The sequence below is a fragment of the Nocardiopsis oceanisediminis genome (assembly GCF_048595525.1).
GTDB classification, from domain to species: domain Bacteria; phylum Actinomycetota; class Actinomycetes; order Streptosporangiales; family Streptosporangiaceae; genus Nocardiopsis_A; species Nocardiopsis_A oceanisediminis.
Genome location: NZ_JAFMZJ010000001.1, coordinates 6,037,103 through 6,060,768, shown reverse-complemented (window position 1 = coordinate 6,060,768; position 23,666 = coordinate 6,037,103). Strand labels below are relative to the sequence as shown.

The following is a 23,666-nucleotide window of genomic DNA, read 5'->3' as shown; positions in this document are numbered from 1 at the left end:
TCGATGGAGCGGTGGGCTGTGCCACAGAAGCGGCCCGGAAAATCGGCCGTATCGGGCCATGTGCGACATCTTGACCGGAGCGGGGGTGGACGCAATAGCGTCGGAGCCCGAGTCCCGGATGGAGGTCCCCTTGCCCTCGACGCCCCCAGTCAGACTCGACGCCCCGGCGGCCCGGCGCGCGATGGCGCTCGCCTCGCGGACCAACGCCGCCCTCTACCGGGCCACCGGCGGGCGCCTCGGCGGGAGGTGGCGGCTGCATTCGGGGTTCCCCCGGGGCCTGCCGGTCTGCCTGCTCACCACGCGCGGCCGCAAGACCGGCCGGCTGCGCACCACGCCCCTGCTCCACCTGCGCCCCTGGCCGGACCGGGAGGCGGTCGCGGTGGTCGCCTCCCAGGGCGGGAGCGCCCGGCACCCGATGTGGTACCGGAACCTGCTGGAGGAGCCGCGCGCGGTGCTCCAGGTCGGCTCCGGCCTCCGGCTGGTCCGGGCCCGCACCGCGGCCCCCGGGGAGCGGACCGAGCTGTGGCCGCTGCTGGTCGGGTTCTATCCGGACTACGCGGCCTACCAGTCCTGGACCGACCGGGAGATCCCGGTGGTGCTGCTGGAGCCGGCCGGCGGGGAGGCCGGGAGGTACTAGGCCGCCGGCCGGAACGGCGATGATCTTGACGTTGCGGGGGTATCAGAGCGCTCTGATGCCCCCGCAACGTCAAGATCATCGGGGGAGAGGGGGCCGGCCGCGGAGACGCGGAAGGGGCGGCGCGGAGGTCCGCACCGCCCCTCGGTCCCGCCGGAGGCCCCTGAGGGGCTACCAGCTGGTCGGCACCGGCTTGCCCTCGGTGAACCCGGCGGTGCTCTGCAGGCCGACGGTGGCCCGCTCGGCGAACTCCTCCAGGTCGGACGCCCCGGCGTAGGTCAGCGAGCTGCGCACGCCGGCCACGATCTCGTCGATCAGGTCCTCCACACTGGGGCGCTCCGGGTCCAGGTACATCCGGCCGCTGGAGATGCCCTCCTCGAACACGGCCTTGCGGGCCCGGTCGAACGCGGAGTCGTCGGCGGTGCGCAGCCGGACCGCGCGGGCCGAGGCCATGCCGAAGCTCTCCTTGTACATCCGGCCCTGGGCGTCCCGGACGATGTCCCCGGGGGACTCGTAGGTGCCGGCGAACCAGGAGCCGATCATCACGTTGGACGCCCCGGCGGCCAGCGCCAGCGCGACGTCGCGCGGGTGCCGCACGCCGCCGTCGGCCCACACGTGCCGGCCCAGCTCCCGGGCGGCCTCGGCGCACTCCAGCACCGCGGAGAACTGCGGGCGGCCCACCGCGGTCATCATCCGGGTGGTGCACATGGCGCCCGGACCCACGCCGACCTTGACGATGTCGGCGCCGGCCTCGATGAGGTCCCGGGTGCCCTCGGCGGTGACGATGTTGCCCGCGACGATCGGGACCCGCGGGTCCAGCGCGCGCACCTTGCGCAGCGCCGCGATCATCTTCTCCTGGTGGCCGTGGGCGGTGTCGATGACCAGGGTGTCCACCCCGGCCTCCAGCAGCTCGGCGGCCTTGCCGGCCACGTCGCCGTTGACCCCGACGGCGGCCGCGATGCGCAGCCGGTTCCGCCCGTCCACCGCGGGGGAGTACAGCGTGGCGCGCAGCGCCCCGGTCCGGGTCAGCACGCCGACCAGCGCGCCGTCGGCGCCGACGACCGGCGCCAGGCGGTGCCGGGCGTCGTGCAGCGTCTGGAACGCCTCCTTGGGGTCGGTGCCGGCCGCGACCGTGACCACCTCGGTCGACATCACGTCGCGCAGCTGGGAGAAGCGGTCCACGCCCTCGCAGTCGGCGTCGGTCACCACGCCCAGCGGGCGGCGGTCGGCGTCGACCACGATGACCGCGTTGTGCGCGCGCTTGGGCAGCAGGTTGAGGGCGTCGCCGATGGTGTCGGTCGGGCCCAGGGTGAGCGGGGTGTCGTGGACCAGGTCCCGCCCCTTGGTCCAGGAGATCACCTCGGTCACCACGTCGATCGGGATGTCCTGCGGGATCACCGCGATGCCGCCGCGGCGGGCCACGGTCTCGGCCATCCGGCGACCGGCGACCGCCGTCATGTTCGCGACTACGATGGGAATGGTCGTCCCGGTCCCGTCGGCCGTCGAGAGGTCCACGTCCAGCCGGGACCCGACGGCCGAGCGCCGGGGGACCATGAACACGTCACTGTAGGTCAGGTCGTGGACGGGGACCTGGTCGTTGAGAAAGCGCACGCCTCTACCTCGGTCGATGCTGTCCGGGGCCGGCCACGCGGGACCCCGCTCGGGGATCCTGTTCTTCCGAACCCGTCTTACTTGTCAATTATGACCGTGCCGATTGGGAGTCCGGACACACGTCTGGCATGATCAACCGGCCGACACCCGCCCGCCATTCCTCCCTCCGGCGGATCGTCGGAGACGACCGCGCCCGGAACGCCTCCGGAACGCGCGGCGCCGGGGGAGTCCCGCAGGAGATGACGACACATGACGACCTATACCCTGGCCGACGTCCGGGAGCGCACCTATAAGAGCAGGGACGCCTGGTGGACGGTGTTCCTGGTGGATCCGCTCGCGGCCCGGCTGGTGGTGTGGACGGCCAATCGCACGGACATCACCCCCAACCAGATCACCTTCGGCGCGGGCGTGCTCGGCCTGGGATCGGCCGTCGCCTTCGCCATGGCCGACTGGCCCTGGCTGGTCCTCGGCGCGGTCCTGTTCCACCTGAGCTTCGTGCTGGACTGCATGGACGGCAAGATCGCCCGGCTCAAGGGGAACGGCTCGGTCTTCGGCGCCTGGGTCGACTTCGTCTTCGACCGGATCCGGTTCTTCGGCTGCATGATGGCGCTCTTCATCGGCCAGTGGGCGGCCACCGGAGAGGTCGTCTTCCTGCTGCTGATGCCGGTGGTCACCTTCCTGGACCTGCTGCGCTACCTCAACGGCGCGCAGGTCGCCAAGACCCGGCAGAGCATGCGGGAGAAGCTGCGGGACGCCGCGGAGGGCCGCCGGGTCGACGCCGCCGTGTCCGACCCGGAGAGCACCGAGGCCGAGCCCGCCGCGGACGCCGCCGCCGCGCAGGACGCCGAGGACGGGCCCCGGGTGGTCTTCATGGAGGAGGCGCTGCGCGAGGACCCCTCGCTCGACCGCGAGCAGGTCTACGCGCGGGCGAAGGCGGAGGGCGTCCGGGTGGTGGACGTGCACGCCGGCTTCAGCGAGAAGATGGGCTGGTACGAGCGGCTGCGCCGGTCGCTGCTGCGCAGCCGGGTCCGCCCGCACCTGTTCAGCGGCATCGAGTTCGAGATGTTCGTCTGCGTGGTGGCGCCGCTGACCGCGCTGGTCACCCCGCTCGCGCCGGTGGCCGGCGCGCTCATCACCGGGGTGGCGGTGCTGTCCTGCGCGGCGCTGCTCGCCTTCGAGGTGGCCATCGTCTTCAAGCTCTGGCTGGCCACCCGGGACTTCACCCGGGAGCTGGACCGGCTGGCGCAGAGCTGACCCCGCGGCGCCCCGGCGGCGGGGCGCTCAGGGAGCAGGGGCGCAGAAGGAGCAGCAGGAGGGGCGGGGCCGCGCGGCCCCGCCCCTCCTTGCTTCCCGCCCTCCGCGTCCCCGTGTCCTTCTCGGGCGCGCCGGCCGCCGCCGGGCGGGCCGGGGACCCCGCCCCGGCCCGCGGCGGCGGGACCGGGAGGTCAGGGGAAGCGGGGCCCGGTCAGGGAGGGCGCCGGCTTCTCCTCCCGGTTCCGGCGGAGCAGCCACTCCAGCCTGGGCTCCACGATCCATCCGGTCGCCCTGCGCACCGGCGCCGACATCAGCACCAGGGCGAGGGCCACGGCGAGCGCCCCGTTGAGCACGAAGGCGCCGTGGTCGCCGAGGACCGCGTGCGACCAGTCGTACCAGCCGAGCTGCTGGGCGACCCGGACGACCAGGCCGTGCAGGAGGAAGGCGTACATGGTCAGCGCGCCGTAGCGGGTGAACCAGGTGGTGCGCCGCGGGGTGAGCGAGAGCACCGCCGCGGTCAGCGCGAACGCCAGCAGCAGGAAGAGCACGCGGCCGGGCAGGCCCACCGGCAGCAGGTCCATGTCCCGGTCGACCAGGCTCTCCCGCCAGTAGATCCACTCCCGGCTGAGCTGCTCCAGGTAGAGGTAGGACATCGCGGCGGTGATCAGCACGACGCCGGCCGACCAGACGCGGACCCAGCCCGACTTGAGGAAGTCGAAGTGGCGCTGCTCCATCAGCAGCCCGGCCACGAAGAACGGCAGCAGGCTGAGGATGCGGGACATGCCCAGCACGTCACCGGTGGCCACCAGGCCGCCGGCCAGGGACAGCGCGACCGCCACGGCGAGCGGCCAGCGCACCCGCCGCCACAGCGGAACGCTCAGCCGCCACACGAACAGGGCGGCCAGGAACCAGGTGAGCCAGAGCGGCTCCAGCGGCCCGTCCGGAAGCGAGCGGCCGGAGGACAGCGACTGCAGCGCGTAGATCCCCCAGAAGATCAGGTAGGGGCCGGCGATGGTGGTCAGCAGCTTGTCGATCCGCCGTCCCGAGCCGTCCTGGGACTTCGAGAGGTACCCGCTGATCAGGACGAAGGCCGGCATGTGGAAGAGGTAGATCCAGAAGTAGATCGCCTCGGAGATGCGCGACTCCGTGCTGGGCTCGATGGCGTGGCCGACGACGACCAGCACGATCAGCAGGAACTTTGCATTGTCCAGGAGGGCGTCGCGCTTCTTGGGCTTCGCGGCGCCGGCCGGGCCGCTCGGGGCGGGCCCTCGGTCTTCCTGGATGCTGATTGTTGAGGCCACGGGGTCTCCGAACTCACCTTCTCGGGGTTGGGGAGGGGCGGGCGCGGGATCGGGCGCGCAGACCGCTCGGGGCCGCGCGGCGGTTCGGCCGCTCCGCGCCGCGGAGGGGCCGGCCATGAGCAGGCCGGCTGAGAATCCTGAGAGAACTCCGAACGGGAACACTACCCGTACCGCTCAGGATCGGCCATACCCGACGGTATCGGCGTGTGCGCCGGGGGGCACAACGGCAGATGGGGCGGTATCGCCGGGTGTCAGGGCAGATCTCCGGAGCGGTCACGCGACGATAACATCCGACGCGCCGCCGCGCGGAGAAACCTGGGATTTCTCACAGGGTTCACAGCGGCGCCGTGGGGCCGGAGGGCACCCCGCGTTTGAGATTCCCCGGACCGGACGAGAGAATCGGGCCCGGTCGGCGCGCCGGCCCGGACGTACGGGTGCGGAAGAAGCGCACGAAGAATCCTGAGTAAGGCGGTGGATGCGGTGCCGCACGCGGTCGATCCCTCCCGAGCAGCACAGCACGGCGGTGCGGTACTGCGCCTCGTCGACGAGATCTTCCCTCTGGTCGAGGGGTTCTACGTCGACCTGCACAAGAACCCCGAGCTGTCGCACCGGGAGTTCCGCACGGCCAGCGCCGTGGCGGAGTGGCTGCGCAACGCCGGGTTCGAGGTGACCACCGGCGTCGGCGGAACGGGCGTGGTCGGGATGCTGCGCAACGGCGAGGGGCCCACGGTGATGCTCCGCGCCGACATGGACGCGCTCCCGGTGGAGGAGAAGACCGGGCTGCCCTATGCCAGCACGGCCCGGGGCACCGACGACGACGGCAACGAGGTCCCGGTGATGCACGCCTGCGGGCACGACGTGCACACCGCCTGCCTGGTCGGCACCGCCGACCTGCTGGCCTCCTCGCGCGGCTACTGGAGCGGCACCCTGATGGTGGTCGCCCAGCCGGCCGAGGAGACCATCGACGGCGCCGCGGCGATGCTCCAGGACGGCCTCTACACCCGGTTCGGCCGCCCGGACGTGGTGCTCGCCCAGCACGTCGGGCCGCAGCCGGCCGGCATGGTCTCGCACCGGCCCGGGATCATCCTGGCGGCCACCGCCACCCTGAGGATCCGGGTGTTCGGCACCGGCGGGCACGCCTCCCAGCCGCACACCACCGTCGACCCGGTGCTGATCGCCGCCAACATCGTCTCCCGGGTCCAGGGCGTGATCTCCCGCGAGATCAGCCCCGGCGAGATGGCGGTCGCCACCGTCGGCGTGCTGCGCGCCGGCACCAAGGCCAACATCATCCCGGACGACGCCTACCTGGAGATCAACACCCGCTCGCTCAACCCGGCCGTGGCCGACCGGCTGATCGCCTCGATCAGCCGGGTGGTCCGGGCCGAGGCCGAGGCCTCCGGCGCCTCCCGGGAGCCCGAGATCGAGGTGGTCCAGCAGGTCGGCGTCACCGACAACGACCCGGAGCAGACCGCCGGCGTGGCCCAGGCGCACCGCGCCTACTTCGGCGACGACTACGTGATCGAGCTGCCCGAGCCGTTCACCGGCAGCGAGGACGTCGGCGTCTTCGGCCTGCCCGGCGACCCGGACCCGGTGCCCTACGTCTACTGGTTCGTGGGCGGGACCCCCTACGACGTCTGGCAGTCCGCGCCGGGCGAGACCCCCTACGAGAAGCTCGCCGGGGTGCCCGGCAACCACTCGCCGTTCTTCGCCCCGGAGCGGGAGGCGACGCTCCGCTCCGGCCTGGCCGCGCTGACCGTCGGCGCCCTGGCCTACCTGGCCCGGCCGGAGGGCGCCGCGCCGGTGATCACCCCGACCGGCGGCCAGGCCCCGGTGGAGGCCGCACCGACCGGTGCCCAGGCGTCGATGGACCAGGTCCCGATGCCGCCGACCGGAGCCCAGGTCCCGATGGAGCGGGGGCAGGTCCCGCCGACCGAGGGCGTGCCCGGCCCGCCGGAGCCCGCCTACGCCACGCCCTACCCGGAGGCCGGGCCCTACCCCGAACCGGGGCGGCCGGACCCGGTCTCCACCCAGCAGGCGGACATGGACTCCCTGCTCGGCGACGGCCCCGAGCCCGAGCCGGAGCAGCGGCGCTGGGACGCGCCGCCGCCGCACTCCGACCCGTTCGCCCAGCCGCCGCAGGGCCCGGCCTTCCCGGAGGGCGCCCCGCCGCCCCCGCCGCCGCAGGGCCCGCCGGTCGCCGCCCCGCCTCCGCAGGGGCCGCCGGTGAGCGCCCCGCCGCCCACCGACCCGCCGTCCGGCGAGCCCTACCCGGTCGATCCGCCGGAGGAGCCGCCGCACCGCTACTAGGCGGTCGCCGCCCCGCCCCGCCCCGCCCCCACCGCTCCGCGGTGCGGGCCCGTGCTCCGCGGCCGCCCGCGGCGGGGCGCGGAGGCCCGGGGCCGGCCGCCGCCCGCCCCGAGCGGGGCGGAACCGGCCCGGCATCCCGCCCGGCCGGGGTCTCCGCAGGCCGGCCGGGCGGCTCGGACGGAGGCAGGGCGGCCCACCCCGCACCGGGGAGGGAGGCCCCTCAGATCGCTGCCGGGAGATTCGCCCCAGGGCGATGATCGTGGCGTTGCGGGGCGATCAGAGCGCTCTGATCGCCCCGCAACGCCACGATCATCGGGGGAGGGGCGCGGCCGGAAGCGGTGACCCGCCCGGTTCCTCTCCCCTTTCCCGGTGCCCGGTCCGGAGAATGGGGGCATGGCGAAGCTGTGGTGGGCGGGGGAGCGGCGGCGCACCCGAGGGCTCCGGCACCCCTGGGAGAACCGGCTGCTCGCGGTCTGCGTGGCGGTCACCGCCCTGGCCGTGATCGGGGCGTCGGCCCGCACGCTGGACGGCGACCCCGGGCGGCCGCTGATGCTGCTGGCCATCCCCGGGGCGGTGTTCTTCCTGCGCGGGCAGCTCTACGCCAAGCAGCGGGTGAACGGGGTGCTGATCACCGAGCGCCAGTTCCCCGAGGCGCACCGGATGGTGGTGGAGGCCGCGCGCGCGTTCGGCATGGCCGAGCCGCCCGACGCCTACGTGGTGGCCGGGAACGGGGTGCTCAACGCCTTCGCCTCCGGGCACGGGCTCCGCCGCTACGTCGCGGTGCACAGCGACCTGTTCGAGCTGGGCGGGCGGCTGGCCGACCCCGACGCGCTGCGCTTCATCATCGGCCACGAGGTGGGGCACATCGCCGCCGGGCACACCTCCTTCTGGCGCCAGTTCGGGGTCTCCATCGCCAACGTCATCCCCGGCGTGGGGACCACGCTGAGCCGGGCGCAGGAGTACACCGCGGACAACCACGCCTTCGCCTACCACCCGGCCGGCGCGCAGGGGCTGCGGGTGCTCGCGGCCGGCAAGTACCTCTACCCGGAGGTGGACTTCGACGCGATCGCGGCCCGCGCGGCCACCGACAGCGGGCTCTTCGTGATGCTGGTCAACCTGCTCTCCAGCCACCCGATCAACACCTGGCGGTTCCAGGCGCTGGCCGACCGGACCCGCCCCGGCCGGGTGCTGTGACCGGGGCGGCGCGGCCGCTCAGCCGCTCTTCGCCTCGGCCCTGGCGTACTTCGCGGCCAGCTGCGGCGGCAGCGGCTCGTGCCGCAGGTAGCGGCGGCTGAACGTGCCGGTGCCGTGCGCGATCGAGCGCAGGTCGATCGCGTAGCGGACGGTTTCCAGCCGGGGCGCCTCCGCGCGGATCAGGGTGCGGCCGCCCTCCACCGGCTCGCTGCCCACCACCCGGCCGCGGCGGGACGACAGGTCGTTCATCACCGCCCCCATGTACTCGTCGGCGACCAGCACGGACAGCTCGTCGAACGGCTCCAGCATGGACATGGACCCCTGCTCGGAGGCGTCCCGCAGCGCGAGCCGGCCCGCCTTCTGGAAGGCCATGTCGGAGGAGTCCACCGAGTGGGCCTTGCCGTCGTAGAGCGTCACCCGGATGTCCACGATGGGGAAGCCGGAGTCGCCGCCGGACTCCATCTGGGCGCGCACGCCCTTCTCCACCGACGGGATGAACTGGCGCGGCACCACCCCGCCGACCACCTTGTCCACGAACTCCAGCCCGGATCCGGAGGGCAGCGGCTCCACCTTGATCCGGCAGATGCCGTACTCGCCGTGGCCGCCGCTCTGCTTCACGTTGCGGCCGAACCCCTGGGACGGGACGGAGAACGTCTCCCGCAGCGGGATGCGCACCTCCTCGGTCTCCACCGGCACCCCGTACCGGCCGGACAGCCGGTCCAGCGCCACGTCCTGGTGCGCCTCCCCGGTGCACCAGAGCACCATCTGCCCGGTCTCGCCGTTCACCTCCACCCGCAGCGCGGTGTCCTCGGCGGCCAGCCGGGCGACCGCCTGGGAGAGCTTGTCGTCGTCGGCGGCGGAGGCGGCGCGCACCGCGATCGGCAGCAGCGGCTCCGGGAACGGCCAGGGCCGGATCAGCAGCGGCCGGTCCCGGTCGGAGAGCGTGTCCCCGGTCTCGGCCGGGCCGAGCCGGGCCACCGCCCCGATGTCGCCCGCGATGACCTGCGGGACGGGGACCATCCGCCGCCCCACCGGCACCGACGGGGCGCCCAGCCGCTCGTCGGCGTCGCGCTCGGCGCGGCCCCGGTCGGCGTCGCCCCGCCCGGCGATGTGCACCGGCAGGTCGGGGCGGAGCGTCCCGGAGAAGACCCGCACCAGGCTCACCCGGCCCACGTAGGGGTCGCTGATGATCTGCACCACCTCGGCCAGCAGCGGTCCGTCCGGGTCGCACTCCAGCCCGGTGACCGGGCGGCCGCGCAGGTCCTCCACCTCCGGCAGCGGGCGCTCCAGCGGCGAGGGGGTGGCGCGCGGCAGCTCGTCGAGGAGCTCGGCGACGCCGACCCCGTGCGCGGGCGAGACGGCCAGCACCGGGTGGAGCCCGCCGCGGGCGACCGCCGTCTCCAGGGAGGAGATCAGCGTCTCCGGGGAGAGCTCCCGGCCCTCCATGTAGGCCTCCATCAGGGCCTCGTCCTCGCTCTCCTGGATCACCTCCTCGATCAGCGCGTCGCGCAGCTCCGCGACCCGCCCGGCGGCCCCCTCCGGCACCGGGCCGTCGGTGGAGGCGGGGCCGGGCGCGCCCCCGGCCGCGGGCCGGGTGTAGTCGTAGAACCGCAGGGAGAGCAGGCCGGCCAGGCCCTCCAGGACGCGCTCGTCGCCCTCGCCGCGGAAGACCGGGAGGTAGGCGGGGACCACGCCGGCGCCGAACACCTCGCGGCACCGGGCCACCGTCTCCTCGAAGTCCGCCCGCGGGTGGTCGATCCGGGAGACGGCCACGGCGCGCGGCGTGCCCGCGGCGGCGCATTCCTCCCACAGCATCCGGGTGCGGGCGTCCACCCCGTCCAGCGCGGAGACCACGAACAGCGCCGCGTCGGCCGCGCGCAGCCCGGCGCGCAGGTCGCCGATGAAGTCGGCGTAGCCGGGGGTGTCCACCACGTTGAGTTTGAGCCCGGCGGCGTCGATCGGCGCGACGCTCAGGTTGACCGAGCGCTTCTGCCGGACCTCCGCCTCGTCGTAGTCGCCGACGGTGGTGCCCTCCTCTACGGATCCGGCGCGCGAGGTGGCGCCGGAGGCGTGCAGCAGGGCCTCCAGAAGGGTCGTCTTGCCGGCACCGGTGGGGCCGACCAGCACCACGTTGCGGATGTCCGCGGGCCGGGCGGCCTCGGGAGCCCTGCCGGTGGTCGCTTGACCGGATTTGTCCGCCATGCTTCCCAACCTTCCTTCGAGCGCCGATGTGATCTGCGGCACTCTCCACCGTCGCCCGCCGCGGCGCATATCACAAGGGGTGATCGGTCCCGCGCGCGGGAGCGCCCGCCGGGACGCCCCGATCGGCCCCTGCGGCTGCGGTGATCCGGCGCGGCGGCGGGTCCGCGGGGGGACGGGCCGGGTGCGGCGGCCCCGGGCGTGTCCGGTCCGGGCCGGCCGCGCCCCGCGGCCTCCCCTGCGGTTCGACCGGAATGTGCGTCGCGGCCGTCCGCATCTCCTAGGCTGTGGCCGTGCCGTGGTCCGAGAGCATTCCTCAGTTCAGTCTCGTCGCGACGATCCTCGGGGTCGTGCTGCTGCTGTACGCCGCGATCGGCGAGCCGCTGCTCGGCCGCACCGCCTACCGGCGGGTGGACCGGCGCCGCGACGAGGACCCCCGCGCCCTGGTCCGGTTCTACCTGCTGACCATGGGCGTGCAGTGGGGCTGGGCCGCCGCCGTCGCCGCGATCCTGCTGCTCTCCCCGGAGCTGTCCGCCGGCGACCTGGGCCTGCGCGCCCCCTCGGCGCTCGGGCCGCTGGTCGCCGCGGCGCTCGGCTTCGCCCTGGCGCTGCTGGTGACCTGGCTGCTCACCCGGGACGGAAAGCGCTCCTCGGCGCGCCGGATGCCCACCCTCGCCCCCTCCTACGAGCCGGGCGGGGCGACCATCTCCCGGCTGGCGCCGCGCAGCCGCACCGAGCGCCGCGCCGCCCTCGGCCTGGCGGTCACCGCCGGCGTCTGCGAGGAGCTGGTCTACCGGGGCCTGTTCACCGCGCTGGGCGTGGGCCTGGGCCTGCCGCTGTGGGCCGCGGCGGTGCTGTCCTGCCTGCTGTTCGCGCTGGCCCACCTCTACCAGGGCTGGTGGGGCCTGGTCGGCCCCGGCCTGCTGGGCGCCCTGCTCATGGTCCTCTACCTGGGCACCGGCAGCCTGCTCTTCCCGGTCCTGCTGCACATCGCGATCGAGGCGCGGTCGCTGCTGCTCACCGGCCGGGGGCGCAGGCACGCCGGACGGGGGCGGCGCGGCCGGCGCGGCCGGGGGGACGGCGGCCCGGAGCAGGACGACGGCCACCCGGACGGCGACCACCGGGACGGCGGCCACGACGGGTACGAGGACACCGGGTACGGCGCCGGCCGGGACCTCCCCGGGCACGGGGAGGACGGCGGCCGCCGGGACCCGGACGGGTACGGCGGCCCGGAGCCGGACCGGTACCCCGGGCCGGAGGAGCGCGGCGGGCGCCGCCCCTCGGACACCCCGCCCGAGGGCGTCCCGGTCCCCGGCGGCGCCCCGACCCAGGCCTTCCCGCCGCCCCCGGGGCCGCAGCGGCCGCAGCCCGGTCACCGGCCGCAGCAGGGCCCGCCGCCGCACCGGCCGCCGCAGGCGCCGCCCCCGGGGTACCGGCTTCCGCAGGGCCGCCCCCCGCAGGGCCCGCCCGGACCGGCCGGGCCGCCCCCCGGGGGGTTCCCGCCCCCGCCCGGCCCGCAGCAGGGCGGCCGCCCCGACCCGCTGGACGGCCCGTACCGCTGATCCGCCGCGCCCGGGACCGCGCCGTCCCGGGGCGGCCGCCGGGGCCGGGGGAGCCGGGGCCGCCGCGGAAGGAGTAGTGGCCACACCTCCTCAGAGGTGCCCGCCCCACGGCCGGCGGAGGGCGGGATCGGGCAGGATGGTGGGGTGACTGATACATCGTCCGGAATCAGCGTTCGAGAGCGCCCGGAGCGTCGGCGGCTCACCACGATCGACGGGGTCGGGATCGACTCGGTCCTGATCCGAGGGGGAGGCGGGGCCCGGCGCTCGGCCGTGGCGGTCGCCAACGGCTTCACCGGCTCCTGGCGGAGCAGGGACACCCGGATGATCGCCCGGCGGCTGCTCCCCGTCGCGGACGTCCTCCTGTTCGACTTCCGCGGGCACTACGACTCGGGCGGGGCCAGCACGGTCGGCAACGACGAGGTGTACGACCTCGACGCGGCCGTCCGGCACCTGCGCGGGCTCGGCTACGGCGACGTGGCCACCCTCGGCTTCTCCATGGGGGCGGCGGTCACCCTGCGGCACGCCGGCGCGTTCGGCGGGGTGAGCGCGGTGGTCGCGGTGAGCGGGCCGAGCCGCTGGTACTACCGGGGCACCCCGCGGATGCGGATGCTGCACTACGGGGTGGAGCGCCCGGTCGGCCGCTGGTTCCTGCGCACCGCCCGCAACGTCCGGGTGACCGACCGGGCCTGGGACCCGGTCCCCCCGGACCCCACCGAGCTGGCCGCCTGGATCGCGCCGGCCCCGCTGCTGGTGGTGCACGGCGACGCCGACTCCTACTTCCCGCTGGAGCACCCGCGCCGCATCTACGAGGCCGCCTCCGAGCCCAAGGAGCTGTGGATCGAACCGGGCATGGGCCACGCCGAGCGGAGCATGACCCCGGAGCGGGCCGACCGGATCGCCGCCTGGCTGGAGGCCAACCGGGCCGCCCCCTCCGCCCCCGCGGAGGGCTGACCGCCCGGCGGGGCGGGCGCACCGGGACCCGCCGCGGCCGGCCCGGGAACGGGGCGGGCGCGGCGGCCGGAGCGGCCGCCGCGCCCGAGAGCGCGCGCAGGGCCCGCGGGGGCGGGCCGCACACCGGTCAGAACGACGAGATGTGCACGTGGTCGTAGTGGTTCTGGGTGACGCTGCCGCGGTCCTCCATGGGCTTCCAGCCCGCGCCGGGGTTGCGGCTGTCCCAGATCTTCTGCTCCCAGATGACGTACTTGACGCCCAGCCGGTCGGCGTTGGCCTTGGCGTACTCGGCGACGTCCCAGCCGATCTGCTGGTTGCCGCCGCTGGGCATGGCGCCGCCGGCGCTCATCATGAAGTCGCAGGCCTGGCCGGTGCCGTGGTCGTCGGCGCTGGAGCGCACGCAGCCGACCTCGTAGGGCAGTGAGAAGTTGGCGATGATCTCGTCGCGGATGGCCGCCATCCGCGGGGTGGCGCCGTCGAAGCCCCAGCCCTTGAGGCGGTCCGGGACCGGGCCGCCGCCGGTGCCACCGCCGCCGCCGGACGAGGAGTCGTCCGCGGGCTCGGGCACCTGCTCGGCCTCGTAGCGCTCGATGCGCTCCTTGATCTCGCCCTGCTTGTCCTCCAGCTCGTCGACGATCTCCTTGGCGTCGTCGAGCTTGGAGTCGGCCTCCTTGGAGGCCTTCTTCAGGTCGGCGCGGCTCTCGGTGAGGGAGAGCAGCCGCTCGCCGTTGTTGTGCGAGATCTGGCCGGCCAGGGCGGCGCTGTCCAGGGTGTCCTCGGGGGAGGAGCTCATCACCACTTCGAGGGCGGGGTCGATCCCGCTGCCCTTGTACTGGGCGGCGGCGAGCTCGGAGACGTCGCCGCGGGCGGTCTCGTAGGCCTTCTCGACCTTTTCGAGCCGCTCGCCGGCCTTGTCCGCCGCGGCCTTGGCCTCCTCGTAGACGACGAGCTCGCCGTCCAGCTCCTCTTCCAGCTTCTCCGCTTTGGAGTTGAGCTCGTCGAGGGAGGGTTCGTCGTCGTCGGCGTAGGAGGCCGGGGCGGTGAACAGGAGGAGGGCCGCGGCGGCGGAGCCGATCGCGGCGGAGGCCGCCGGGCGCGCGCGGCGGGAGGAGGGTCTGCTGTATCGAGTCACGTGGGGTTTCTCCGTGGAACGGGACCAGAGGGCCTCGCCCGGAAGGATCGAGGAGGGAGGGGCGCGTGATGCCTGGGGGGCCACGCGATACCCCGCCACACCATACGTGATCCGGCCGTTATCCGCCTAGCGACTCGTCATCTTTTATCCAGAAACAGGACAAGTCACGACAAACCGCCGAAGGCGCTGGGCAGCCGGGAGGGGGCCGGCGCCGGGGCCTCCGAACCCAGGAACCACGGGGACTCCCGCACGGCGCGCAGGGCGCCGCGGCGCGTCTCCCGGTCCAGCCGGTCCAGGTAGAGCATCCCGTCGAGGTGGTCCGTCTCATGCTGCAGGGCGCGCGCCATCAGACCGGAGCCGCTCAGCGTCACCGGCTCGTTCCGCCTGTCCACCCCGGTCACCACGGCGTGCATGGCGCGCTCGGTCGGGTACCACAGGCCCGGCACCGACAGGCAGCCCTCCTCGCCGTCCTGCTTCTCCTCGGAGAGCTCGGCGATCTCGGGGTTGATCACGTAGCCGATCCGGCCGTCGACGTTGTAGCTGAAGGCGCGCAGCCCCACCCCGATCTGGGTGGCGGCGACCCCCGCGTGGCCGGGGGCGTCCACGGTGTCCAGCAGGTCCCGCACGAGCCGGTCGGTATGCGCATCGAAGCGGGTGATCGGCGTGGTGGGGGCGGTGAGGACGGGATCGCCGAAGCGGACGATGGGGCGCTTGCTCATGGCCACAGCCTAATGCGGGCCGGACCCCGCCGGTGCGGCCCCGGCGGGGCTCAGGCGGCCTGCGGCTCCAGGGCGTCGTCGATGACCATCTCGATGTAGTCCAGGGCCGCGCGGCGCCGCTCCAGGGTGCTGTCGAACAGCGAGGGCGCCCCGCTGCCGCGGCGCACCCGCAGGCACTCGTTGACGATCCGGTGCCAGTGCTCGGGGAAGGTGTGCAGCGCGTAGACCCCGGCGCCGGACTTCGAGGTGATCTCGCAGGTGCGCAGGGTGAAGTGGAGCCGGCTGACGCTCAGCACGCTCCACGAGGGGGCCAGCGAGCCCAGCGCGGCCAGGCCGCGCGGGGTGAGCAGCCGGCCGGCCTTGGCCCGCCAGCGGCGCCACTGCTCCTCCAGGTTCCCCAGCGACCAGGTGCGCAGGCTCTCCGGGCGGTCCCAGACGGCCAGCTCGGAGGGGTGCGGGCCGCGCACGGCCACGCCCCGCTCGGCCAGCACGTGCCAGGTGACCGGGTTGAGCTCGGCGCGGGAGGAGGAGCGGTAGCGCCCGCCGACGACCGCGCTCACCGGCGCGCACTCGTCCGGGCTGCGGACCAGGTCCTCCCAGGTGAGGTGGATCCCGTTGAACTGCGGGCGGGGGGCGCGGGCGCGGGTGGCGGCGTGTGCGCGGCGCAGCGCGGCCCGGTCGGCGTCGGTCAGCGGCCGGGAGGCGACCGCGACGAAGTCCACGTCGCTGGCGTGCGGGCGGAAGTCCCGGAGGGCGACGGAACCGGTCAGGTAGAGCCCGTCGACCAGGCCCGGCGCTTCGACGTCCGCGTTCCGCAGGAAGGTGTCCGCGACCTCTCGGACGCGCGGGTCGATCGCCATCAGGTACTACTCCACTCTGCGTTACGGGGCGGGGGAGGCGCGGGGGCCTTCGGCCGGCCCCGCGGGCGTGCGGTGCCGAACCGGGATCGGCGCCGTGCCGCCCCCCTCGTCGTCGGCACCAAGTCTGTGCGGCTTGACCCGGGATCGCAAGTGATCGGAGCCCATCGGCGTTCTGTCTCCCCACGTCAGGGGGTGTGCGGGAGTGGGGCCGGGGTGGTGCGGACTCCCTTGACGCCCAACTCGGCGCTCTGCTAAGGGCGCCGGCGCGTCCGAGGCTCCGATGCATGGTACGCCCCCGACCTGGAATGGGCTGTTCGCGGGATTGCATGAAAGGAAATGCGCAAAAAACGGCATCGGCGAATGCACGATCGCTTCCGGTTTCCGTATCGCGGGTTTTCCGCGACACGCGGCCGGTGGTGATTCGGAGCGTTATGAAAACTGCGGAACCGGGTATTCTTGCTGCCTCTGATGCGTTGCCGGAGCGTCCCGGGGGCGCGGGGCGCCGAAGTTCTGCAGAGAACTCGTCCCCCGTCCGCCGGAGCCTTCCCCGGGCTCCGGTGCGAATGAGCCGCCGGCGTTCCTCCGGTCCCCCGGAAGTCCATTGGAGGAAGAGTGGCGAAGACGACTCCCGTGGAAAGCGGAAAAACTCCGGCGATGTGCTTACCATTGCCTTGGCTTCCCTTTGCCTCCCGCGGACCCTGGTCGGAGCGGGAGGTCCCGCACTGATCCCGCCGGCCCCTCCGGCGGGCGGTGCGGCCGCGCCGGCGGCGCGGAATCGCCCGGTAAAGCCGATCGGATTTCCGGAAAGGTTCCGCAGCGCCGGTGAGTCGCGCCCGCGGCGCGAGTTTCCCCGCGTGTAACACCAGGTCATTGAAGTGAAACCATCGGCCCCTAGGGTCACCTGCATGTCCGGGCCGATGTCTGAAGGCGATTGCCGAGGAGGCGGATATGGTCCCCACGATGGTGCTCGTTGCCGACGATAAGCAGGACGCCCGGCGCGGGGAATCCCTGCGGGAACTGGCGGACGCGGTCGCGGCGCGGGGCGAGGCCCCGGTCGTCTCCGCCTTCGGCTCCGCCGCCGAGGTCCAGGCGGCCCTGGACCTGGTCGACGGCCCCAAGGTCCTCACCCCGGCCTACGTCGCCGGGGGCGACGTCGCCAGCGCCGAGCTCTTCTCCGGCCTCCGGTCGGCCGACCGCGGCGGCGTGTGCGCCACCGACCCGCTGGGCGCGGTCCCCTCGATCGTCGCCGACCTGGCCGGCCGCCTCGCCGACGAGGGGTGGGCCCCCGGCGACGGCGTGGTGCTGGCCGCCGACGGCGGCACCGGGCAGGCGGAGCGCCAGGCCGTCGCGGACGTGGCCCGGATGCTCAGCCGCCGGCTCGACTCCCCGGTGCAGGTGGGCTACCTGAACTCGTGGGCGCCGACCGTGGCCGACGCGGTCGACCGGCTGCGCCGCGGCGGCCGCCGGGTCGCCATCGGCGCCTGGCGGCTGGTCGAGGACGGCGACCACGAGCGGCTCCGGGAGCTCGGCGCCGCGGTCACCGCCCCGCTGTGGCCCGCCGACATCGTGGTGGACACCCTGCTCGCCCGGCACCGGGCGGCCAAGGCGCGGCTGGCCGCCTGAACCGGCGGGCGGCGGAGGGGCGGCGCCGTTCGCGCCGCCCCTCCGCCGCTCCGCGGCCGCCCCGCTCAGCGCCAGGGGCGCAGGTCCACCCGGCGCAGCAGCTGGGCGTTGAGCGCCACCACGATGGTGGACAGGCTCATCAGCACCGCTCCCACCGCCGGCGGGAGCACGAACCCCACGGGGGCCAGCACCCCGGCCGCCAGCGGGACCGAGAGCAGGTTGTAGCCGGCGGCCCAGACCAGGTTCTGCACCATCTTGGTGTAGCTCGCGGCGGACAGGATCCGCACCGACAGCACGCCCCGCGGGTCGTCGGAGGCGAGCACCACCCCGGCCGACTCGATGGCCACGTCGGTTCCGGCGCCGATCGCCATCCCCACGTCGGCCCGGGCCAGGGCCGGGGCGTCGTTCACCCCGTCGCCGACCATCGCCACGGTCCGCCCGCGCTCCTGCAGGGTGCGCACCACCTCGTCCTTCTGCTCCGGCCGGACCTCGGCGAACACCTCGTCCACGCCCAGCTCGGCGGCGACCGCGTCGGCCACGCTGCGCGCGTCGCCGGTCACCATGGCGACCCGGACGCCGCGCTCGTGCAGGCCGCGGACGGCCTCGGCCGACTCGGGGCGGATCTCGTCGGCCAGCGCGAGGGCTCCGACGATCGCGCCGTCCGCGACCACGTGCAGCACCGTCGAACCGGACTCCCGCCAGGAGGCGGTGGAGCCGGACAGCTCCGCCGGCTCGGCCAGGCCCAGGTCGGACAGGAGCCCCGGGCCGCCCACCGCGACCTCGCCGGCGTCCACCGAGGCGCGCACGCCGCGGCCGGTCTCGGAGCGGAAGTCCTCGGCCTGCGGGACCGGGCCGCGCTCCCGGGCGGCGCGGACCACGGCCCGGGCCAGCGGGTGCTCGGAGTCGGACTCGGCGGCGCCGGCCAGGGCCAGCACCCGGTCGGTGGTCCAGCCGTCCGCGGCGGCCGCGGAGGTCACCGCGGGGCGGCCCTTGGTCAGGGTGCCGGTCTTGTCGAAGAGGACGGTGTCGACCAGCCGGGTCCGCTCCAGGGCGAGGCGGTCCTTGACCAGGATGCCGGCGCGCGCCGACTTGGCGGTGGAGATCGAGACGACCAGCGGGATGGCCAGCCCGAGGGCGTGCGGGCAGGCGATGACCAGCACCGTCACCGTCCGGGTGACCGCGTCGGTCGGGCTGCCCAGGGCGGCCCAGGCGGCGGCGGTCAGCACCCCCGCGCCGAGCGCGAACCAGAACAGCAGCGCCGCGGCCCGGTCGGCCAGGGCCTGGGCCCGGGAGCGGGAGTCCTGCGCCTCGGAGACCAGCCGCCGGATGCCGGCCAGCGCGGTGTCCTCGCCGACCGCGTCCACCAGCACCCGGATCGAGGAGTCGGTGGCCACGGTGCCGGCGACCACCCGGGCGCCGGGGCCTCGGGAGACGGTCCGCGACTCGCCGGTGATCATCGACTCGTCCATGGCGGCGCGGCCCTCGGAGACCGTGCCGTCGGCGGGCACCCGTCCGCCGGAGCGGACCAGCACGGTGTCGCCGGCGCGCAGCTCGGAGGCGGGCACCGGGACGGCGCCGCCGTCCGCGCCGATCCGCTCGGCGGTGTCCGGGAGCAGCGCGGCCAGCGCCTCCAGGGCGCCCGAGGCCTGCCCGAGGGCGCGCATCTCCAGCCAGTGGCCGAGCAGCATGATGGCGACCAGGAGCACCAGCTCCCACCAGAAGTCCAGCTCCATGCCGACCGCGCCGAGCGAGGCGAGCAGGCTGGCGCCGAAGGCGACGGTGATCGCCATCGCGACCAGGGTCATCATCCCCGGCCGCCGGGACCGCAGCTCGGAGACGGCCCCGGAGAGGAACGGCCAGCCGCCGTAGCCGAAGACCACGGTGCCCAGCACCGGCGGGATCCAGGTCAGCGCGCCCGGCACCTGGTAGCCGAACCAGCCGGCGATCATGTGGCTGGTCGCCACGACCGGGGCGGCGAGCAGCAGGCTCCACCAGAAGCGGGTGCGGAACATCGCCGCGTGGTCCCCGTGCCCGCCGTGGCCGCCGTGGCCGCCGTGCCCGGAGCGGTCGCCGTGGCCCTCGTGCCCGGTGCGCCCCTCGCGGCCGGCGTGCCCGCCATGGCCGGTGTGCTCCGCGTGCCCGTCGTGCGCGGGGCCGTGCGGGCGGTCGGGCGCGGACCCGCGCGCCCCGCCGTGTCCGGCGTGCCCGTCGTGTTCGGAGACCATGGCCGGTTCCCTCCTTCGAAGCGTTTCCGACACCGCCATTTATACCCCCAGGGGGTATGCAGGTGTCAAGGAGGCGCCCCGGTGAGGTGCGGCACGCACCGCACCGGGGCGCCGGCCGGGCCGGGGGCAGGGGCCCGGAGGCGGGGTCCGGTCCGGGATCAGTGGCCGGAGTGCTCCCCGCCGCTCTCCCCGCTCCCGTCCTCGGAGGCGGGGGCCTCGGAGGGCTCGCCGAGCAGGCCGCGCATCTCGGAGATCTCCGCCTCCTGGGCCTCGACCACGGCGGTGGCCAGCTCGGTCGCCTCGGCGTTGACCCCCTCGTCGAGCTGGGCCTGCGCCATGTCCACCGCACCCTCGTGGTGCTCGATCATCTGCTCCAGGAAGAGCTCGTCGAAGGCGTCGCCCTCGGCGGCCTCCAAGTCGGCCAGCTGCTCCTCGCTGAGCATGCCGTCCATCTCGTGGTCCATCTCGGCCCCGGGGTCCTCGCCCCACTCCTCCAGCAACGAGGTGAGCTGCTCGATCTCCGGCCCCTGGGCCTTCTCGATCCGCTCGGCCAGGTCGCCGACCTCGGGGCCGGACCGCTCCTCGGCCAGCTCGGCCATCTCCAGCGCCTGCTCGTGGTGGGGGATCATCATCCGGGCGAACATGACGTCGGCGGAGTTGAACTCGGCGGACTCCGCCTCGTCCCCGGCCTGCCCGCCGCCCCCGTCGGGGGAGCCGCCGCAGGCGCTCAGCAGCAGGGCCGAGGCCAGGGCGGCGGGCAGCAGGAAGAGGCGCTTGTTCGGTGCCATGAAGGTTTCCGTCCTTGGTGAAGTGCGAAGAGCGCACGGCGGAGCGCCCGCCGGTGCGCGGGTGGTTCCGGGATCGCGGAAGGGGGCGGGGGCGGTACCCCCGCCGGGCATCTAGATCCGCAGCACCTGCAGGGCGGAGAGGGACGGAGGGGCCGGCGGCCGGCGCACGGCCGGCACCGGCGGCGCCGGGACCGCCCGGAACAGGGCGGCCGGCAGCGGGGAGCGGGTGTGCGCGGCGGCGGTCGCCAGCAGCGCGGTGAGCACCGCGCCGGCGAGGGCCAGGCAGACCGAGGCCGGGTCCAGCGGGGGCAGCGGTGCGCCGCCCCCGCCGGGGGAGTGCGGGCCGGAAGGGGCCGCGTGCCCGGCCGCCGCGTCCGGGTGGGCCTGGGCCGCGACCGCGGCGGGCGGCGCGCCGCCGTGCCCGTGCGACTCCAGGTGCCCCAGCGTGTGCATGGCGCCGACGCCGAACAGGACGCAGAGCAGCACGAGTGCGCGGAGCCGCGCCGAGGCCCCGCGGCCTGCGAGCGGTCCGCGTCCCATGGCGCCATCGTAATGGGGCCGGGGGGTATAGAGCGCACGCCCCCGTGGGTAGGTCTACCCCCGGCGCCCTTCCCCCCGAGGGGCGCGGGCGGTCTCCGCCGCAACCCCCGGCCGTGGAGCGGCGACGTTCCCGGGGCGCGGGCCGAACGGACTTCTAAGGTGGACCCATGAGCGACCTCACAGCGCAGTTCGTCGACGACAGGCAGCGACAGCGCCTGCTACGCAGGTTCGGCACCGGGGCGTCCGGGTGGCTGGCGGGGCTGCCCGCCCTGGTGGAGTCGCTCGCCGAGCAGTGGAAGCTGACCGTGGAGGGCCCGGCCCCGCACGGCCGCACCTCGGTGGTGCTGCACTGCCGCCGCCTCGACGGCTCCTCCGCCATCATGAAGATCTCCCCCGACGCGGGCCTGGGCGTCTCCGAGGCGCGGGTGCTGCGGCTGTGGGCCGACACCCGCCGCGTCCCCGAGGTGTGGGCGGTCGACGAGGAGCGCGGCGCGCTCCTGCTGGAGGCCATCGGCGACGGCGGCACCGTGGCGATGGCCGGCACCGTCCCGCCGATGGCCGAGATCGGCGCCCTCATCGCCGACCTGCACTCGGTGCCGATGTCCCGCAAGGAGCGGATGGAGCTCAACCCCCTGGCCGGCCGGGTCGGCTTCCTCTTCGACATGTGGGAGCGGCGGCGCTCCGAGGGCCCGGCGGCCGAGCTGGTGCCGGCGTCGCTGCTGCACCACGGGCACGCCTGGGCGCGGGCCCTGGCCAACGGCTCCGACGGGGACGACGCCGTCCCGCTCCACGGCGACCTGCACCCGGGCAACGTGCTGGACGGCGGCCCGGAGCGCGGGCTGGTCGCCGTCGACCCGCGCGCCTGCCTCGGCGACCCCGCCGCCGACGGCGTCGACTGGGTGCTGTGGCGCGCGCAGAGCGCCGACGAGGCGCGCCGCCGCGCCGCCGAGCTGTCCCCGGCCATCGGCGTCGCGGAGAAGCGGCTGCTGGAGTGGTGCAGCGCGTTCGCCCCGCTGTTCGCGGTGGCCTTCGCCGACCGCGGCCGCGGCGACACCCCCGGGTTCCGGATGATGATCGAGGCGGCCTCCTCCGGGCTGTGACGCCCGGGGCGCCGCCCGGCGCCCCCGCCCCGGGAACGCGCCCCCGAGGGCGCCTCCCGGAGAGAACGGACCCGGGGACACGGGTGCCGCCTTCTATCACAGAGCGTGCCTCCTCCGCCACCCTGGGAGTCCGGAACCGGCCGTCCCGTTTACATTTCCGCCGCCGGTGGGGTGTCGTTCAGCCAAGGTGAAACCGTGCGACGCACGGGTCGGGCAGCGTTCCGACCGCCCCTGCACCCACCCGCGGACCTAAGGAGACCCATGCGGCGCAGCGCCACCGCACCGAAGTGGATCGCCCTCACCACCGGACTGGTCAGCGCCGCGGCGCTGGCCGTCCCCGCCCCGGCCGCGGCCGAGCCGGTCCGGCCCCAGGGCGGGGAACGGGCCGCCGACGCCCCGTGGGTGATCGCGCACCGGGGCGCCTCTGCGTACCGGCCCGAGCACACCATGGCCGCCTACCGGCTGGCGCTGCGGCAGGGCGCCGACGTGATCGAGCCGGACCTGGTGCCCACCTCCGACGGCCACCTCGTCGCCCGGCACGAGAACGAGCTGAGCGGGACCACCGACGTCGCCGAGCGCCCGGAGTTCGCCGACCGGAGGACCACCAAGGTCATCGACGGCAAGGAGGTCACCGGCTGGTTCTCCGAGGACTTCACCCTCAAGGAGCTGCGCACGCTGCGCGCGGTCGAGCGGATCCCCGACATCCGCCCCCGCAACACCCGCTACGACGGCAAGTACAAGGTGCCCACCTGGGAGGAGGTCGTCTCCTTCTGGAAGAAGGCGGACCGCCACCCCAAGTACGCCGGCGTGAAGCTGATCCCCGAGCTCAAGCACGGCGCCTACTTCGACTCGATCGGCCTGGACACCGAGCGGATCCTCGCCGACTCGCTGGCCGGGCACGGCCTGGACGGCGAGGACTCCCCGGTCATCGTCCAGTCCTTCGAGCCGGGCAGCGCCCGCGAGGTCGACTCACTGGTGGGCAACCCGGTGGTGCAGCTGATCAGCCCCTCCCAGCCCGAGCTCACCACCCCCGAGGGCCTGGACGGGGTGGCCGGGTACGCCGACGCGATCGGACCGGACATGCGCCTGGTGCTGCCGATCGGCGAGGACGGGCTCCCCGGCGAGCCGACCCCGCTGGTCGGCGACGCGCACGACCGCGACCTGCTGGTCACCCCGTACACGCTGCGCAGCGAGAACGCCTTCCTGCCCGAGGGGTACCGGAAGGGCGACGACCCCGCCGCCTACGGCGACCACCTCTCCTACTACACCGAGGTCCTGGAGACCGGGGTGGACGGGGTGTTCTCGGACAGCCCCGACCACCTCCGCGAGGCCCGCGACCGCTACCTGGAGGACCAGGGCTGAGCCCGGGGCGGCGCGCCCCGGCGGCCGCCCGCGCGGAACGCCCGGCAGGCCCCGGCCGGTCGCCGGGCGGGGCCGCCTCGGGCTTCTCGGCCCGCCCGCGGTGTGGTCGGCCCGCGCCGGAGGCGCACACCGCCCGTCCTCGCCGGTCTCGGTGTCGAAGGGGGCGCCAACGATCGACGAGGGGGCGGCGCGGTGCGCCGCCCGCCGCGGCCCGCCCCCGCGAAACCTCCCCGCAGCGGCCGCGGCGGTGCCGGGCTCCGGACCGCCGCTCCCCCCCCCGGCGCGCGGCGGCCCGGGGCAGGGG

General features: G+C 75.0%; 18 protein-coding genes. 9 read left to right on the top strand and 9 right to left on the bottom strand.

All coding sequences use genetic code 11. The features are described from left to right. Positions 1 to 58: 58 nt before the first annotated feature. Positions 59 to 637 (top strand): nitroreductase family deazaflavin-dependent oxidoreductase, encoded by a 579-nt coding sequence (locus J0910_RS26440; RefSeq protein ID WP_420161244.1) that lies wholly within the window; start codon positions 59 to 61, stop codon positions 635 to 637. A 168-nt stretch (positions 638 to 805) separates the two neighbouring features. Here the strand turns inward: J0910_RS26440 and J0910_RS26435 are convergent, their stop codons facing one another. Beyond that, positions 806 to 2,245: a GuaB1 family IMP dehydrogenase-related protein gene (locus tag J0910_RS26435; RefSeq protein ID WP_420161243.1), complete on the bottom strand. Its 1,440-nt coding sequence runs from the start codon at positions 2,243 to 2,245 to the stop codon at positions 806 to 808. Between the two features lie 249 nt (positions 2,246 to 2,494). On the opposite strand from J0910_RS26435, the gene J0910_RS26430 reads away from it, so the two are divergent. Continuing rightward, the gene (locus tag J0910_RS26430; RefSeq protein WP_420161242.1) at positions 2,495 to 3,499 is read left to right on the top strand and encodes a CDP-alcohol phosphatidyltransferase family protein; all 1,005 of its coding nucleotides are present in this window, start codon (positions 2,495 to 2,497) and stop codon (positions 3,497 to 3,499) included. A gap of 191 nt (positions 3,500 to 3,690) precedes the next feature. Here the strand turns inward: J0910_RS26430 and J0910_RS26425 are convergent, their stop codons facing one another. After that, on the bottom strand, positions 3,691 to 4,800 hold the full coding sequence (locus J0910_RS26425) for an acyltransferase family protein (protein WP_420161241.1): 1,110 nt from the start codon (positions 4,798 to 4,800) through the stop codon (positions 3,691 to 3,693). Between the two features lie 471 nt (positions 4,801 to 5,271). On the opposite strand from J0910_RS26425, the gene J0910_RS26420 reads away from it, so the two are divergent. Together J0910_RS26420 and J0910_RS26415 are read left to right on the top strand one after the other, a co-directional pair. Next, positions 5,272 to 7,107 (top strand): amidohydrolase, encoded by a 1,836-nt coding sequence (locus J0910_RS26420; protein ID WP_420161240.1) that lies wholly within the window; start codon positions 5,272 to 5,274, stop codon positions 7,105 to 7,107. A gap of 393 nt (positions 7,108 to 7,500) precedes the next feature. Continuing rightward, positions 7,501 to 8,301 (top strand): M48 family metallopeptidase, encoded by an 801-nt coding sequence (locus J0910_RS26415; RefSeq protein ID WP_420161239.1) that lies wholly within the window; start codon positions 7,501 to 7,503, stop codon positions 8,299 to 8,301. Between the two features lie 18 nt (positions 8,302 to 8,319). Here J0910_RS26415 and J0910_RS26410 read toward each other — a convergent pair whose 3' ends face one another. Beyond that, entirely contained in the window at positions 8,320 to 10,503 is a 2,184-nt protein-coding gene (locus tag J0910_RS26410; RefSeq protein WP_420161238.1) for an elongation factor G-like protein EF-G2, read from the bottom strand. Positions 10,504 to 10,793: 290 nt separating this feature from the next. Here J0910_RS26410 and J0910_RS26405 point away from each other — a divergent pair, with 290 nt between their 5' ends. Together J0910_RS26405 and J0910_RS26400 are read left to right on the top strand one after the other, a co-directional pair. Further along, positions 10,794 to 12,062 carry a CPBP family intramembrane glutamic endopeptidase gene (locus J0910_RS26405; protein WP_420161237.1) on the top strand — a complete coding sequence of 423 codons (1,269 nt, stop codon included), beginning with the start codon at positions 10,794 to 10,796 and terminating at the stop codon, positions 12,060 to 12,062. A gap of 144 nt (positions 12,063 to 12,206) precedes the next feature. Continuing rightward, a complete protein-coding gene (locus J0910_RS26400; RefSeq protein ID WP_420161236.1) occupies positions 12,207 to 13,013 on the top strand; it encodes an alpha/beta hydrolase in 807 nt (268 codons plus the stop codon). Positions 13,014 to 13,140: 127 nt separating this feature from the next. On the opposite strand, the gene J0910_RS26395 is transcribed toward J0910_RS26400, so the two are convergent. The 3 genes from J0910_RS26395 to J0910_RS26385 all read right to left on the bottom strand — a co-directional run bounded on the left by J0910_RS26395 (position 13,141) and on the right by J0910_RS26385 (position 15,724). Further along, entirely contained in the window at positions 13,141 to 14,145 is a 1,005-nt protein-coding gene (locus J0910_RS26395) for a coiled-coil domain-containing protein (RefSeq protein ID WP_420161235.1), read from the bottom strand. A gap of 164 nt (positions 14,146 to 14,309) precedes the next feature. Beyond that, complete coding sequence (def, locus tag J0910_RS26390) at positions 14,310 to 14,864, bottom strand: peptide deformylase (RefSeq protein WP_420161234.1); 555 nt, start codon at positions 14,862 to 14,864, stop codon at positions 14,310 to 14,312. Positions 14,865 to 14,914: 50 nt separating this feature from the next. After that, positions 14,915 to 15,724, bottom strand: a complete 810-nt coding sequence (locus J0910_RS26385; protein WP_420161233.1) for an aminoglycoside adenylyltransferase domain-containing protein — start codon at positions 15,722 to 15,724, stop codon at positions 14,915 to 14,917. Between the two features lie 948 nt (positions 15,725 to 16,672). Here J0910_RS26385 and J0910_RS26380 point away from each other — a divergent pair. After that, positions 16,673 to 17,347 (top strand): sirohydrochlorin chelatase, encoded by a 675-nt coding sequence (locus tag J0910_RS26380; RefSeq protein ID WP_420161232.1) that lies wholly within the window; start codon positions 16,673 to 16,675, stop codon positions 17,345 to 17,347. Between the two features lie 65 nt (positions 17,348 to 17,412). On the opposite strand, the gene J0910_RS26375 is transcribed toward J0910_RS26380, so the two are convergent. The 3 genes from J0910_RS26375 to J0910_RS26365 all read right to left on the bottom strand — a co-directional run bounded on the left by J0910_RS26375 (position 17,413) and on the right by J0910_RS26365 (position 20,900). Continuing rightward, the gene (locus J0910_RS26375; RefSeq protein ID WP_420162095.1) at positions 17,413 to 19,359 is read right to left on the bottom strand and encodes a heavy metal translocating P-type ATPase; all 1,947 of its coding nucleotides are present in this window, start codon (positions 19,357 to 19,359) and stop codon (positions 17,413 to 17,415) included. Between the two features lie 371 nt (positions 19,360 to 19,730). Next, on the bottom strand, positions 19,731 to 20,360 hold the full coding sequence (locus J0910_RS26370; protein ID WP_420161231.1) for a DUF305 domain-containing protein: 630 nt from the start codon (positions 20,358 to 20,360) through the stop codon (positions 19,731 to 19,733). A 111-nt stretch (positions 20,361 to 20,471) separates the two neighbouring features. Then, positions 20,472 to 20,900, bottom strand: coding sequence for a DUF6153 family protein (locus J0910_RS26365; RefSeq protein ID WP_420161230.1), 429 nt, complete (start codon positions 20,898 to 20,900; stop codon positions 20,472 to 20,474). Positions 20,901 to 21,067: 167 nt separating this feature from the next. Here J0910_RS26365 and J0910_RS26360 point away from each other — a divergent pair, with 167 nt between their 5' ends. Together J0910_RS26360 and J0910_RS26355 are read left to right on the top strand one after the other, a co-directional pair. Then, on the top strand, positions 21,068 to 22,000 hold the full coding sequence (locus J0910_RS26360) for an aminoglycoside phosphotransferase family protein (RefSeq protein ID WP_420161229.1): 933 nt from the start codon (positions 21,068 to 21,070) through the stop codon (positions 21,998 to 22,000). A 261-nt stretch (positions 22,001 to 22,261) separates the two neighbouring features. Then, the gene (locus J0910_RS26355) at positions 22,262 to 23,362 is read left to right on the top strand and encodes a glycerophosphodiester phosphodiesterase family protein (protein ID WP_420161228.1); all 1,101 of its coding nucleotides are present in this window, start codon (positions 22,262 to 22,264) and stop codon (positions 23,360 to 23,362) included. Positions 23,363 to 23,666: the final 304 nt, after the last annotated feature.